12 protein-coding genes are annotated in these 12,944 nt (G+C 73.9%); 6 read left to right on the forward strand and 6 right to left on the reverse strand.

Annotation, left to right across the window (positions count from 1 at the left end; translation table 11 throughout):
- Positions 1-10: 10 nt before the first annotated feature.
- Positions 11-394 carry a cold-shock protein gene (locus ACSP97_RS16460; protein ID WP_030734743.1) on the reverse strand — a complete coding sequence of 128 codons (384 nt, stop codon included), beginning with the start codon at positions 392-394 and terminating at the stop codon, positions 11-13.
- A gap of 164 nt (positions 395-558) precedes the next feature.
- Here ACSP97_RS16460 and ACSP97_RS16465 point away from each other — a divergent pair, with 164 nt between their 5' ends.
- A complete protein-coding gene (locus tag ACSP97_RS16465) occupies positions 559-816 on the forward strand; it encodes a hypothetical protein (RefSeq protein ID WP_355148088.1) in 258 nt (85 codons plus the stop codon).
- Here the strand turns inward: ACSP97_RS16465 and ACSP97_RS16470 are convergent.
- A complete protein-coding gene (locus ACSP97_RS16470) occupies positions 786-1,433 on the reverse strand; it encodes an HAD family hydrolase (RefSeq protein WP_355148090.1) in 648 nt (215 codons plus the stop codon). The two genes, ACSP97_RS16465 and ACSP97_RS16470, sit on opposite strands and share 31 nt — an antisense overlap.
- Before the next feature lie 65 nt (positions 1,434-1,498).
- Positions 1,499-2,587, reverse strand: coding sequence for a hypothetical protein (locus tag ACSP97_RS16475; protein ID WP_355523768.1), 1,089 nt, complete (start codon positions 2,585-2,587; stop codon positions 1,499-1,501).
- A 110-nt stretch (positions 2,588-2,697) separates the two neighbouring features.
- Here ACSP97_RS16475 and ACSP97_RS16480 point away from each other — a divergent pair, with 110 nt between their 5' ends.
- Complete coding sequence (locus tag ACSP97_RS16480; RefSeq protein ID WP_440558092.1) at positions 2,698-5,289, forward strand: helicase-associated domain-containing protein; 2,592 nt, start codon at positions 2,698-2,700, stop codon at positions 5,287-5,289.
- A 117-nt stretch (positions 5,290-5,406) separates the two neighbouring features.
- Positions 5,407-7,056: a DNA repair helicase XPB gene (locus ACSP97_RS16485; protein ID WP_355148096.1), complete on the forward strand. Its 1,650-nt coding sequence runs from the start codon at positions 5,407-5,409 to the stop codon at positions 7,054-7,056.
- A gap of 22 nt (positions 7,057-7,078) precedes the next feature.
- Here ACSP97_RS16485 and ACSP97_RS16490 read toward each other — a convergent pair whose 3' ends face one another.
- Positions 7,079-7,261, reverse strand: coding sequence for a hypothetical protein (locus ACSP97_RS16490; RefSeq protein ID WP_355148098.1), 183 nt, complete (start codon positions 7,259-7,261; stop codon positions 7,079-7,081).
- Between the two features lie 585 nt (positions 7,262-7,846).
- Between ACSP97_RS16490 and ACSP97_RS16495 the strand changes: the two genes are divergently transcribed.
- From ACSP97_RS16495 to ACSP97_RS16505, 3 genes are read left to right on the forward strand one after another with little or no spacing between them, the layout of a single operon-like run.
- The gene (locus tag ACSP97_RS16495; RefSeq protein WP_440558441.1) at positions 7,847-9,880 is read left to right on the forward strand and encodes a HelD family protein; all 2,034 of its coding nucleotides are present in this window, start codon (positions 7,847-7,849) and stop codon (positions 9,878-9,880) included.
- Positions 9,881-9,907: 27 nt separating this feature from the next.
- Positions 9,908-10,159, forward strand: coding sequence for a hypothetical protein (locus tag ACSP97_RS16500; protein WP_070024484.1), 252 nt, complete (start codon positions 9,908-9,910; stop codon positions 10,157-10,159).
- Positions 10,160-10,172: 13 nt separating this feature from the next.
- The gene (locus tag ACSP97_RS16505; protein WP_355148100.1) at positions 10,173-11,357 is read left to right on the forward strand and encodes an SPFH domain-containing protein; all 1,185 of its coding nucleotides are present in this window, start codon (positions 10,173-10,175) and stop codon (positions 11,355-11,357) included.
- Between the two features lie 110 nt (positions 11,358-11,467).
- Here the strand turns inward: ACSP97_RS16505 and ACSP97_RS16510 are convergent, their stop codons facing one another.
- The gene (locus ACSP97_RS16510; protein ID WP_355148102.1) at positions 11,468-12,166 is read right to left on the reverse strand and encodes a copper homeostasis protein CutC; all 699 of its coding nucleotides are present in this window, start codon (positions 12,164-12,166) and stop codon (positions 11,468-11,470) included.
- Positions 12,167-12,275: 109 nt separating this feature from the next.
- A complete protein-coding gene (locus ACSP97_RS16515) occupies positions 12,276-12,944 on the reverse strand; it encodes a maleylpyruvate isomerase family mycothiol-dependent enzyme (RefSeq protein WP_355148104.1) in 669 nt (222 codons plus the stop codon).

Here is a 12,944-nt window from a genome sequence, read left to right on the forward strand (position 1 = left end):
GAGCCGGCGGTCAGACGTCCAGCTGGTCGGCGACCGCGCGGAGCAGGCCGGCGATCTTCTTGCCGGAGGCCTTTTCGGGATAACGGCCCTTCTCCAGCATCGGAGTGATGTTCTCGAGGAGGGTCGTCAAATCCTGCACGATCGAGGCCAGCTCGTCGGGCTTCTTGCGCTGGGCGGCGGCCACCGAGGGCGTCGGGTCGAGCACGATCACCGAAAGCGCCTGATCGCCGCGCTGACCGGCGACCACGCCGAACTCCACGCGCTGTCCCGGCTTGAGCGCATCGACGCCGGCGGGGAGAACCGAGGAATGGACGAAGACGTCACCGCCGTCGTCACGGGAGAGAAAGCCGAAGCCCTTCTCGCTGTTGAACCACTTGACCTTGCCGGTAGGCACGTCTGTCCTCGTCCTCGTACTCGTCGGGAAAACTGCTTCGGAAACGGCTCTTGATAGCACTAGAGCGGGTCGTCCGTGACCCGCTGCTACCAAGGCTAATGGTCTTGGACCCGGTGACAAGACGTCCCCCGGTCGTTCTCTCGCGCAGGAACTACCCTGGTCCGGTGCGTGACAAAACCCAAGCGAATTCCGCCGGGCCCGGTGACGGACTGATCCGCGCCGGTGCCATCGTGTTCTTCATCGGGGCCCTGGCCGCCCTGATCACCGTGATCCCGCTGTTCATCGGAATCAAGCCGTTTCCGACCTACATGTACGGCCTGAGCATGCTCATGGGCGTCGGTTTCCTCGTGGCCGGCGCGGGCGTGCTGCGGTCGGTCGCCGCCGGGCGGCGTCAGGCGCGGGAGGCCGCGGCCTCCCGCTGACCGTCGCGGTAGCCGGCCAGCCACTGCGGGAAGGCGGACAGGTCCGTGAGGACGACGTCCGCCCCGGCCGCGCGCAGCTCGTCCGCCGGGCAGGGGCCGGTCGCCACGGCGACCGACAGCGCGCCCGCCGTACGCGCCCCGCGCACGTCCCCGATGTGGTCGCCGACGTAGACCCCCGCGCCGTGCTCGCGCAGCGCCTCGGCCTTCTGCTCGGCCCACAGGTCGCCCACGACGACGTCCGGCTCCATGCCCAGGTGGGACAGGTGCAGCTCGGCGTTGGGCCGGTACTTGGCGGTGACCACCATGGTCCGCCCGCCGGCCGCGCGCACCGCGGCGAGGGCCTCACGGGCGCCGGGCATGGCGGGCGTCGCGGCGATGGCTATCGACGCGTACATCTCCCGGTACAGCTCCGCCACGGCCGGTACCTCCTCGGCCGGGAACCAGTTCACCAGTTCGTCCGTCAGCGGCGGGCCGAGCCGGGTGACCGCCAGATCGGCGTCGATGTACGTCCCCGTGCGCTCCGCCAGCGCCAGGTAGCACGCGCGGATGCCCGGCCGGGAGTCGATGAGGGTCATGTCGAGGTCGAAACCGACGGTGAGGGAGGCCATGGGGAACATGGTGCCAGGTGGCCGGGGCGCTCCCCATCCTCCGTTCCCGTGACCCGCGTCCCCCGCCGGGGCGATCAGCTCCGGCGCTGCGAGCGCCACACCAGGTACAGCGCCGAGGCGACGGCCGCACCGCGCACCACCCACGGCCAGGTCTGGGAGACGGCGTCGCCCATCCGGCCCTGGGCGATCGGGTCGCCCCAGCGGCCGCTCTGCCGTCCCCACAGCCACACCAGGCCCGCCGCGGCCGCGGTGCCGGGCAGCACCAGGACCGCCCACTTCGCCTCGGCGGGGGACAGCCGCCGCGAGGTGTAGGCGATCGCCCAGCCCGCCAGCAGCGCGAACCAGTTGCCGAGCACGGCGCCGACGACCAGCGCGGCGGCGGCCAGCAGCAGGAACGGGTTGGTCCAGCCGCCCGCGGGGCCGGGGAGGAGACGGCGGGCGGGGGCGTCCTCCGCCGGGGCGGGGGCGCGGCGCGGGAACAGGCCGAAGCGGCGCGCGGGGACGGCCTCGGCGGCCTCCTCCCCGGGTTCCTCCTCCGCCTCCTTCTCCGGCGTGCGCGCCCGCTCCGTCTCGTGCGGGGGCCGCTTGAGCAGATCGGGGATCTCCACGCCGCCGACGAAACCCGGCACCTCGTCGGTCTCCGGGTGCGCGCCACGCCCGGCGCCGGCGAAGGGACCGTCGGCCACCCGCCACCAGTCGGGCGGCAGGGCGGTGTCCCCCAGCTCGTGCGCGGGGGCGGTGTGCGGCGGGGACGGGGCGTCCCTCGGCACGGACGGCTCCGGCGCGGCCGGGGGCTCGGTGGCACGGGGCCGGGGCACGACCCGGCGCAGCAGCTTCGGGAGCTGCTGCTCGGCCGCCGCGGGGCGCGGCGGCCGCTCGGGGGCCGCGGGCTGGACCGGTACGGCGGCCGGCGGTCCGGCCGTGCCGGTGCCGCCGGAGCCGCCCGCGGCCCGGACCACCTCGTCCGGGGTGCCCAGCCGGTCCAGGATGCGGCGGACGGCGGCGGGACTGTCCACCGTGGCCCTGGCCCGGTCGCGGTCGATCTCGTTGCGCAGTTCCGACACCAGCCGCATCCGGGCGGACGACGGCAGCTGCCGCTGCTGCGCGATGTCCCCGACGCGGCTCAGGTACTCGTAGACGACCTTGTCGCTTTCGATGCCCACGGAATCCCTCCGGGGTGACGCCGACTGAAACCCCGTGAGGACGGTAGCGCAGAGCCGGGCCGCCCCCGCCACGGCTGAACCGCCGAGGACAACCCGCTACCGTTGGCCGGATGAGCCAAGAGGCCAACCCAGCCCCTCGGTCCCTCGCGGAGGCCCTCCGCGCCAGGGACGACGCCTCCCTGGCCGCGCTGCTGCGCAGCCGCCCGGACCTCATCACGCCCGTCCCCACCGATCTGACCCAGCTGGCCACCCGGGCCGGCACCCGGGCCTCGGTGCTGCGGGCCCTGGAGCGGCTGGACCGGTTCGCGCTCCAGACCGCGCAGGCGCTGGCCGTGGCCCCGGACCCGGCCCCCTACGCCGCCCTGCTCGGGCTGATGGCCGGGGACGCCGGGGACGAGGCGGTGGCCGCCGCACTGCCCCGCGCCCTCGCCACGCTGCGCGAACAGGCGCTGGTGTGGGGCGACGACGAACGGCTGCGCCTGGTGCGCACCGCCCGCGAAGTGCTCGCGCCCTCCGCGCAGCACCCCTCGCCGACCGGTCTCGGGCCCACCGTGTCGGAGGCCACCTCGGGCATGTCTCCGGGGCGGATCCAGGAGATCGTGACCACCGCCGGGCTGGCCTCGACGCACGACTCGGTGTCGGCGGTGGCCGCGCTGACCGCCCTGTTCACCGACCGGAAGAAGATGGCCCGGCTGCTCGCCGGGGCCCCGGACGCCTCCCGGGAGGTGCTGTCCCGGCTGGTGTGGGGGCCGCCGTACGGGCAGGTCACCCCGGAACCGGCCGCCCATCTGCGCTGGCTGCTGGACCGGGGGCTGCTGCTGCCGACCGCACCGGGCACCGTCGTACTGCCCCGCGAGGTGGCCCTGCATCTGCGCGCGGGCCGCGCCCACCGGGAGCCCGAGCCGCTGCCGCCGGCGGTGGAGCCGGCCGCCGTCCACCGTCCACAGGTGGTGGACGCGACGGCCGCCGGGCAGGCCCACACCGCCCTCGCCACCGTCGAGGAGCTGCTGACGGACTGGAACGAGGGCGGGCCCGCAGTGCTGCGGGCCGGGGGTCTGAGCGTGCGCGATCTGAAGCGGACCGCCATCGCCCTGGACGCGCCCGAGCCGGTCGCCGCGTTCTGGGTCGAACTCGCCTACGCGGCGGGCCTGCTGGCCTCCGACGGCGAGGCCGACGAACGCTATGCCGCCACCCCCTTCTACGACGAGTGGCTTCAGCGGCCCCCGGCCGAACGCTGGGCCCGGCTCGCCCAGGCCTGGCTGACGGGCACCCGGACGTCCGGTCTGGTCGGTGGCCGGGACGCGAAGGACCGGACGCTCTCCGCGCTCGGCCCGGGCCTGGACCGCTCGGCCGCGCCCGAGGTGCGGCACCGGGTGCTGACCCTGCTGGCCGGCCTGCCCGCGGGCACCGCCCCCGACCCGGACTCGGTCCTCGCCCGGCTGCGCTGGGAACGCCCCCCGCGCGGCACCGCGTCCACCGCCCGGACCGGCAAGGAGGACGGCACCGAGGACCTCCGCGCCCGCCTCGCCCGCTGGACCCTCTCGGAGGCGGAACTGCTCGGGGTGACGGGCCGGGGCGCCCTGTCCGCCCACGGCCGGGCCCTGCTGGGGGCACCGGCGCCGGGCGGCGTGGCCGGTCCGGCCGAGGCGGGCGGCCAGGCCGGGGCGGGCGAGCCCAGCGGCCCCGGGGACAAGCTCCCCGTCCACCACCGCGCGACGCCGCAGCTCCCGCCGCCCGCCCTCCTCTCCCCCACCGAGCAGGCCACCGCCGCCGCGGCAGCGGCCCGCATCCTCGCGCCGCTGCTGCCCGAGCCGCTGGACCACGTGCTGCTCCAGGCGGATCTGACCGCGGTGGCGCCGGGGCCGCTGGAGCGGCCGCTCGCCGAGATGCTCGGGGTGCTCGCGGACGTGGAGTCCAAGGGCGGCGCGACCGTGTACCGGTTCACCCCGGGGTCGGTGCGGCGCGCGCTGGACGCCGGGCGGACCGCCGCCGACCTGCACGACTTCCTCACCCGGCACTCGCGCACCCCGGTCCCGCAGCCGCTCGCCTACCTGATCGACGACGTGGCCCGCCGGCACGGCCATCTGCGGGTGGGCGCCGCCTCGGCGTACGTCCGCTGCGACGACGACGCCCTGCTGAACGAGATCCTCGCCGACAAGCGCGCCGCCGCCCTGCGCCTGCGCCGCCTCGCCCCCACCGTGCTGGCCGCGCAGACCGACCCGGCCGCCCTGCTGGAGGGCCTGCGCGCGATGGGCTTCGCGCCCGCCGCCGAGTCCGCCGAGGGCGATGTCCTGATCGCCCGCGCGCACGCCCACCGCACCCCGCCCCGCACCGCGCCGGAGCCGGTGCCGGAGGGGCCGCCGACGCCCGACGCCACCCTGCTCACGGCCGCGATCCGCGCCATCCGGGCCGGCGACCTGGCCGCCACGGCCCCCCGCAAGCCGGCCGGACCCGAGCCTGCGGGCGGCGAGCTGCCCCGCACCTCCTCCGCCGAGACCCTCGCCACCGTGCAGGCCGCGGTGCTCACCGGGGAGTCCCTGTGGATCGGCTACGTCAACGCCGAGGGCGCCGCCAGCCAGCGCGTCATCGCCCCGGTCCGGGTGGAGGGCGGGTTCGTGACGGCCTACGACCACACGGCCGACGAGGTGCGCACCTACCCGCTGCACCGCATCACGGGGGTGGCCGAGCTCGCCGGGGAGTGAGCGGGGACCCGCACCCGGGCCCCCATGGCGTCCGCGGCCCTCCGTGATCGCCGCCGGATGGGGCACACTGGACGTTTGGCCGTAGTGGGAGGCCGTAGTGGAAAGGGTGTACCGCGCGTGAATGGTCCACTGATCGTCCAGTCCGACAAGACCCTGCTCCTGGAAGTCGACCACGAGCGGGCCGACGACTGCCGCCGGGCCATCGCGCCGTTCGCCGAACTGGAGCGGGCCCCCGAGCACATCCACACCTACCGGGTGACGCCGCTCGGCCTGTGGAACGCGCGGGCCGCCGGGCACGACGCGGAACAGGTCGTGGACGCGCTGGTGCAGTACAGCCGCTATCCGGTGCCGCACGCGCTGCTGGTGGACATCGCCGAGACGATGGACCGCTACGGCCGCCTCACCCTCTCCAAGCACCCGGCGCACGGACTGGTCCTGACGACCACCGACCGGCCGGTGCTGGAGGAGGTGCTGAAGTCCAAGCGGATCGCCCCGCTGGTCGGCGCCCGGATCGACCCCGACACCGTGGTGGTCCACCCCTCCGAGCGCGGGCAGATCAAGCAGACGCTGCTGAAGCTCGGCTGGCCGGCCGAGGACCTCGCCGGTTACGTGGACGGCGAGGCGCACCCCATCGAGCTGCACGAGGACGGCTGGGCGCTGCGGCCGTACCAGAGGCAGGCCGTGGAGAACTTCTGGCACGGCGGCAGCGGTGTCGTCGTACTGCCCTGCGGCGCGGGCAAGACGCTGGTGGGCGCCGCCTCCATGGCCGAAGCGAAGTCGACCACGCTCATCCTGGTCACCAACACGGTCTCCGCCCGGCAGTGGAAGCACGAGCTGGTGAAGCGGACCTCGCTGACCGAGGACGAGATCGGCGAGTACAGCGGCACCCGCAAGGAGATCCGCCCGGTCACCATCGCCACCTACCAGGTGCTGACCACCAGGCGGAAGGGCGTCTATCCGCACCTGGAGCTGTTCGACTCCCGGGACTGGGGTCTGATCGTCTACGACGAGGTGCATCTGCTGCCGGCTCCCGTCTTCAAGTTCACCGCCGATCTCCAGGCACGGCGACGGCTGGGGCTGACCGCCACGCTGGTGCGCGAGGACGGCCGTGAGTCGGACGTGTTCTCCCTGATCGGGCCGAAGCGGTTCGACGCGCCCTGGAAGGAGATCGAGGCGCAGGGCTACATCGCGCCCGCCGACTGCGTCGAGGTCCGGGTGAACCTGACGGAGTCCGAGCGGCTGGCGTACGCCACGGCCGAGACGGAGGAGAAGTACCGCTTCTGCGCCACCACGGACACCAAGCGGAAGGTCACGGAGGCGATCGTCCGCCGGTTCGCGGGCCAGCAGGTCCTCGTCATCGGCCAGTACATCGATCAACTCGACGAGCTGGGCGAGCACTTGAACGCCCCGGTCATCAAGGGCGAGACCTCCAACGCCCAGCGCGAGAAGCTCTTCGACGCCTTCCGCGAGGGCGAGATCAACGTGCTGGTGGTGTCCAAGGTCGCCAACTTCTCCATCGACCTGCCCGAGGCCACGGTCGCCATCCAGGTGTCCGGCACCTTCGGCTCCCGCCAGGAGGAGGCCCAGCGGCTCGGCCGGGTGCTGCGGCCCAAGGCCGACGGCCACCAGGCGCACTTCTACTCGGTCGTCGCCCGCGACACCATCGACCAGGACTTCGCCGCCCACCGCCAGCGCTTCCTGGCCGAGCAGGGGTACGCCTACCGGATCGTGGACGCCGACGAACTGCTGTCGGAGACGGAGGGCTGACCGGGCGCGGGGGCGAACGCCGTCACGCCCGGCGTATGCCCGTCTCTTCGCCGTACTCGCCGAGGATCACCACGCCGAACGCCGCCTCGGCGAACACCTTCAGGGCGCGCAGGGCGCTGCCGAGGAGGTGACGCGGGGCGCCGTCCACGGCCGTGGCCCCGGCCGGGGGCCGGGCGGAGGAGGGGGAAACGGTTGCTGCGCTCATGCCTCCATGGTGGAACCGTCCGCCTCGCGGGGGTATCGGCCCAGAGGCCCAATTCCCCGAGCCACCGCCTACACCCCGGGGTGGACCCCACCCCTACTCGGGCCGCCTTCGTCCCCTGAGAGCGCGTGGGGGTCGAGCGGGTCCTCCTCGCGGGGAGCCCCTCCGGCCGGCACCTGCCCACCGTCGACACCGGGCGCCGGCCGACCCCCGGTACGGCGGTGTCCGGTACGGCGGCGTCCGCCGCCGCTGGTCGACACGCGTGAGAGGAAACTCCCCCGCCCTGCGTCGTCCGCCGCGGCCCGTGGGCCGGCCGGACCCGCGCCGTACCGGCCGCCGAATATCCATTGGCGTTCGCCACGGCGCCTCACTAAAATCCTCCCCCTTGCCCGCCTCCCCGCACCGGAGTGCCGCCGTCCGGCCGGAAACCGGACGGCACGTCGTCCCGCACGACCTCGTCACCGTCGTACCGCCCGTAGCAGGCCCACCGGAGGCACCCCCTTGTCCACGTCCGCCCACGACCAGGCCGTCGACCCCCTCTCCCGCGAGCGCTCGCACCTCGCCGCCTCCCGCGCCGCCCTGCGCGCCATGCGGGAGGACGTGGAGGCGCTGGACATCCGGGACGTCACCGCCAACTGGGTCAACGCCGAAGTGCTCAGCCGCCAGATCGACGACCGCATCAAGGCGCTGGCCGACCTCAGCGACACCCCGCTGTTCTTCGGCCGGCTCGACTACCTGCACGCCCCGGGGGCGGAGCAGGCCGAGGGCGCGCAGGGCGAGCAGTTCTACATCGGGCGGCGGCACGTGCACGACGCCGACGGCGATCCCATGGTCATCGACTGGCGTGCCCCGGTCTCCCAGCCGTTCTACCGGGCCTCGAAGAAGGACCCGATGGACATCGGGCTGCGCCGCCGCTTCGGCTACACCGGCGGCGACCTGACCGCGTACGAGGACGAGCGGCTGTCCGACCCCGCCGAGGCGGCCACCACCAGCAAGCTGCTCCAGCGGGAGATCGAGCGCCCGCGCGTCGGCCCGATGCGCGACATCGTCGCCACCATCCAGCCCGAGCAGGACGAGATCGTCCGCAGCGGGCTGGGCGGCACGGTCTGTGTCCAGGGAGGCCCCGGCACCGGTAAGACCGCCGTCGGCCTGCACCGCGTGGCGTATCTGCTGTACGCGCACCGGGAGCGCCTCGCCCGCACCGGCACCCTGGTCATCGGCCCGAACAAGTCGTTCCTGCACTACATCGAGCAGGTGCTGCCGGCCCTCGGCGAGCTGTCCGTGCAGCAGGCCACCGTGGACGACCTGGTGGCGCAGGTGGAGGTGCGCGGCACCGACGAGGCGGCCGCCGCGGTCGTCAAGGGCGACGCCCGGATGGCCGAGGTGCTGCGCCGGGCCCTGTACTCGTACGTGACCATGCCGACCGAGCCGGTGGTGGTCGTGCGCGGGTCGCGGCGCTGGCGGGTTCCGGCGTACGAACTCCAGGAGCTGGTGGAGCAGTTGCTGGCCCGGGACATCCGGTACGGCGCCGCCCGCGAGGCCCTGCCGCAGCGGATCGCGCACGCGGTGCTGGTGCAGATGGAGCGGGCCGGCGAGGCACCGGACGACCGGGTGCAGGACGCGGTGGCGCGCAACAGCGCGGTGAAGGCGGCCGTGAAGGCGATCTGGCCGGCCGTCGACCCGGCGAAGCTGGTGCTGCGGCTGCTCTCCGAGCCGGAGTTCCTCGCCGAGCACGCCGAGGGCGTCCTGGACGAGGACGAGCAGAAGACGATCCTGTGGGCCAGGCCGGCGCGCAGCGTGAAGTCGGCCAAGTGGTCCGCCGCGGACGCGGTGCTGATCGACGAGGCGACCGACCTGATCCAGCGCACGCACTCGCTCGGGCACGTGGTCCTGGACGAGGCGCAGGACCTCTCCCCGATGCAGTACCGCGCGGTGGGCCGCCGCTGCACCACGGGCAGCGCCACCGTGCTGGGCGACCTGGCGCAGGGCACGACGCCCTGGGCGACGCGGAGTTGGCACGAGGCGCTGGCCCACCTGGGCAAACCGGACGGCGTCATCGAGGAGTTGACGGCCGGTTTCCGTGTGCCGACCGATGTCATCACGTACGCCTCCCGGCTGCTCCCCCACATCGCGCCCGGTCTGACCCCGGTCGCCTCCGTCCGTGAGAACCCGGGCTTCTTCGAGGTCCGCCCGATCGACGGCACGGACCAAGTCGTCGCGGCCTGCGAGGAGTTGCTGGGCAACGAGGGCTCGACCGGCCTGATCGCCGCCGACGCCCGGATCCCGGCGCTGGCCGAGGCGCTGACGGCGGCGGGCATCGGGTACCTGGCGCCGGGCGAGGAGACCACCCGCGAGACCCGGCTGACCCTGGTGCCGGCCTCGCTCGCCAAGGGCCTGGAGTACGACTACGTGGTGCTCGACGAACCGCAGGCCGTGGTGGATGGCGAACCGGACGAGCGGACCGGGCTGCGGCGCCTGTACGTGGCCCTCACCCGAGCGGTCTCCGGCCTGGTCGTGACCCATGCGGCACCCCTCCCGGAGCAACTCCTCCAGGCCGGTACACGTCCGTTTCCTCCCACCCGTTGGTCCCCGGCCGGACTGGGGCTATCGTCGGAATCCTGAGGCCAGGGCGAGGGAGGACGGCCGGTGATGCCGCAGGACGAGGCCGTGATCGGCTGCACGGGGAAGGTCCTCATAGGAACGCGTGGCTCCGCGGGACCGGGCGAGATCCTGGTCCGGGTCAGGGGTGGTTCCGAGACGTTCCTCGCCTGGTCGGAGGAGCCCCTGCCGCCGGGCGCGACGGTACTCGTGATCGAATCACGGGGTTCTCGCGCGGTCGGCGTCATCGAGTGGGCCGATCCATTGGACGCGCTCGGCGGCGGCGCCGCCGACGCCTGCTGAGGAGTACGAGAAAATGTTCGGATACCGCGTACCCGCGCCCGACGAGGCGATGCTGATCTCGGGCGGGCGACGGGGACTGGGGGGCGCGCCGTTCCGAGTGGTGACGGGCCACGGCAAGTTCGTGGTCCCGTTCTTCCGCAAGACCCGCTTCCTCTCCCTCGCGATGTGCGAGTCGGAGGTCACCGAGACCTGTGTGACCAAGCAGGGCATCGCCCTGCACGTGCGCGCGGTCATCGCCTTCAAGGTCGGCAACGACCACGAGAGCATCATCAACGCGGGCCAGCGCTTCCTCTCCGACCAGGACCAGATGTCGGTGCTCACCGGCCGGATCTTCGCGGGCCATCTGCGCGCGATCATCGGCTCGATGACCGTCGAGGAGATCGTCACCGAACGGCAGAAGCTGGCCGCGGAGGTGCTGGACACCTCCAAGACCGAGATGGCCAAGATCGGCCTGATCGTGGACTCGCTGCAGATCCAGTCGATCGACGACGGCGACACCGGCTACATCGACGCGATGTCCGCCCCGCACAAGGCGGCCATCCAGCGCCAGGCGCAGATCGCGCAGGCGCAGGCCACGCAGGCGGCGGTGGAGGCGGAGCAGGAGGCGGCCCGCCGGCAGGCGGAGTACGCCCGGCAGACCGCCGTCGTCAAGGCCGAGTACTCGGCCGAGGTGGACCGCGCGCAGGCGCAGGCGGCGCAGGCCGGTCCGCTGGCGCAGGCGCACGCCCAGCGGGAAGTGCTGGACGCGCAGACCGAGCTGGCCGAGCGCCAGGCGCTGCTGCGGCAGAAGCAGCTGGTGGCCGAGGTCGTGAAGCCGGCCGAGGCGGAGGCCGAGCGGGTGCGCATCCTCGCGGCGGCGGAGGCCCAGCGGATGAAGATCCAGGCGGAGGCGGCGGCCTCCTACGACCGGGTCGCGCTGGACCGGATGCTGATCGACCAGCTGCCGCAGATCGTGAAGGAGGCGGCCGGCGGTCTGTCCGGCGCCAACGTCAACGTCCTGAATGGCGCGGACGGCCTCGGCGAGATCGCGGCCGGTCTGGTCTCCCAGGGCCTGACCATCCTGGACTCGGTCCGGCAGAACCTCGGCGGCCAGGAGTCCGACGGCCACCGGGCCGAGGAGAACCGGAACAACGGCCTGCTCCAGCTGCACTCGGGCAAGAACAAGAAGTCGGACGACGGCCCGGTGGACGTCGACTGACGCGCGCCCCGCGCGCCCGCGTGACCGCCCCGCTCCCTACCGGTCTCCCGGCCGGGGGCGGGGCGGTCCGCGTCGGGGCGGGGCTCACGTGCCCGCGCCCCGTCCGGTATCTAGCCGGCCGCTCCGTCCAGCACCCGGCGCCACTCCTTGACGGACGCCTCGGACACCGGTCCGTGCCAGCCCTGGGGGCGGGCCGCGCCGCCGATGTGGAAGGCGTCGAGGCCGGCGGCGAGCAGCGGCGGGACGTGGTCCAGGCGCAGCCCGCCGCCGACGAGGATGGTCTGGTCGTAGCCGGGTTCGCCCTGACGGCCGAACTCGGCGAGCAGGGTGGGCAGCCCCTCGTCCACGCCGCCGGCGGAGCCGGCGGTGAGATAGGTGTCGAGGCCGGGCAGGTCGGCGAGCTGCTTGCGCAGGGCGTCGCGGTCGGCGGCGCGGTCGATGGCGCGGTGGAAGGTCCACCGGCAGCCGTCCAGCGCGGCGACGACCCGCTCCACGGCGGCCAGGTCCACTCCCCCGTCCGCGTCGAGGAAGCCGAGCACGAACTGGTCGGCGCCCACCGACCGCATCTCGTCGGCCACCCGCAGCAGCCGCTCCACCGCACCGGCCGCGAACCCGTCCGCCAGACGGAGCATCACGCGCAGCTCGATGTCCACGGCGGCGCGGATACCGGCGACGGTGGCGGCGGACGGGGTGAGCCCGTCGGCCGCCATCTCGGTGACCAGCTCCAGGCGATCCGCACCCCCGGCCTGGGCGGCGACCGCGTCCTCGATGTCGAGGGCGATCACCTCCAGGACTGCACGCTTGCTCATGGCACCCCATTCATCGCGGCCCAAAGATCCGACTAAAGGTCTAGTCCAATTTAAGAGTACGCCGACGGGGAGGCGCCAGTACGCCACCGGGAAAGCGGCCGGCCGCCGCTCAGCCGAACACGTTCAGCTCCGCCTCCGTCGCGCCCGCCAGCTCGTACCCCCGACCGTCGACCGAACGGCCCGCGTAGAGCCGTACGAGGGTGGGGGCGTCGCCGATGTAGCGCGCGGGCGGGGCGCCCGGGACGGAGGCGCCCAGCCGCAGCGGCTCGTCCAGTTCGTCCAGGTCGGCGTGGAGGGGCACGTGGTCCAGCTCACGGGTGTACCGGGCCAGCAGGTCGAGGGCGTACGGCAGGCCCGCGCCCGCGTACGCGCCCGGCACGCCGAGCACCTCCCGCACGTCCCCCGCGTGCACCCACTCGCCGAGCGCGACGGCGTCCAGGCGCCCGTCCCCGCGCGCGAGCACGGCACCGGCCTCGGTCATCCCGCGCTCCAGCTCGTCCACCACCTGGCCGTCGGTCCATGCGGCGCGCTCGGCGATGTCCCGGTCGTTGGCCTCGGGCGAGAACACGCCCTTCTCGAACCGCCGCTCCACCACCCGGCTCAGCACGGCGGAGCAGTGGGCCAGCACATCCCGCACGGTCCAGCCCGGGCACGCGGGCACCGGCAGGGCGAAGTCGGCGGCGGGCCGGACGCGCAGCAGCGGTATCAGGGCGTCCCGCTCGATCGTCAGCAGCCGCCCGGGCAGTCCGGGATCCCGTCCCTCACGCAGATCAGTCAT

The organism is Streptomyces sp. SCPE 10, from assembly GCF_051980735.1.
GTDB classification, from domain to species: Bacteria; Actinomycetota; Actinomycetes; order Streptomycetales; family Streptomycetaceae; genus Streptomyces; species Streptomyces misionensis.

What these genes read in the sequence shown, in the direction of transcription:
- ACSP97_RS16500 (WP_070024484.1), top strand. Translation starts at nt 9,908, where the DNA reads ATGCCGCAGGACGAGGCCGTGATCGGCTGCACGGGGAAGGTCCTCATA.
- ACSP97_RS16480 (WP_440558092.1), top strand. Translation starts at nt 2,698, where the DNA reads ATGAGCCAAGAGGCCAACCCAGCCCCTCGGTCCCTCGCGGAGGCCCTC.
- ACSP97_RS16505 (WP_355148100.1), top strand. Translation starts at nt 10,173, where the DNA reads ATGTTCGGATACCGCGTACCCGCGCCCGACGAGGCGATGCTGATCTCG.
- ACSP97_RS16515 (WP_355148104.1), bottom strand. Translation starts at nt 12,944, where the DNA reads ATGACTGATCTGCGTGAGGGACGGGATCCCGGACTGCCCGGGCGGCTG.
- ACSP97_RS16490 (WP_355148098.1), bottom strand. Translation starts at nt 7,261, where the DNA reads ATGAGCGCAGCAACCGTTTCCCCCTCCTCCGCCCGGCCCCCGGCCGGG.
- ACSP97_RS16470 (WP_355148090.1), bottom strand. Translation starts at nt 1,433, where the DNA reads ATGTTCCCCATGGCCTCCCTCACCGTCGGTTTCGACCTCGACATGACC.
- ACSP97_RS16510 (WP_355148102.1), bottom strand. Translation starts at nt 12,166, where the DNA reads ATGAGCAAGCGTGCAGTCCTGGAGGTGATCGCCCTCGACATCGAGGAC.
- ACSP97_RS16495 (WP_440558441.1), top strand. Translation starts at nt 7,847, where the DNA reads ATGCGGGAGGACGTGGAGGCGCTGGACATCCGGGACGTCACCGCCAAC.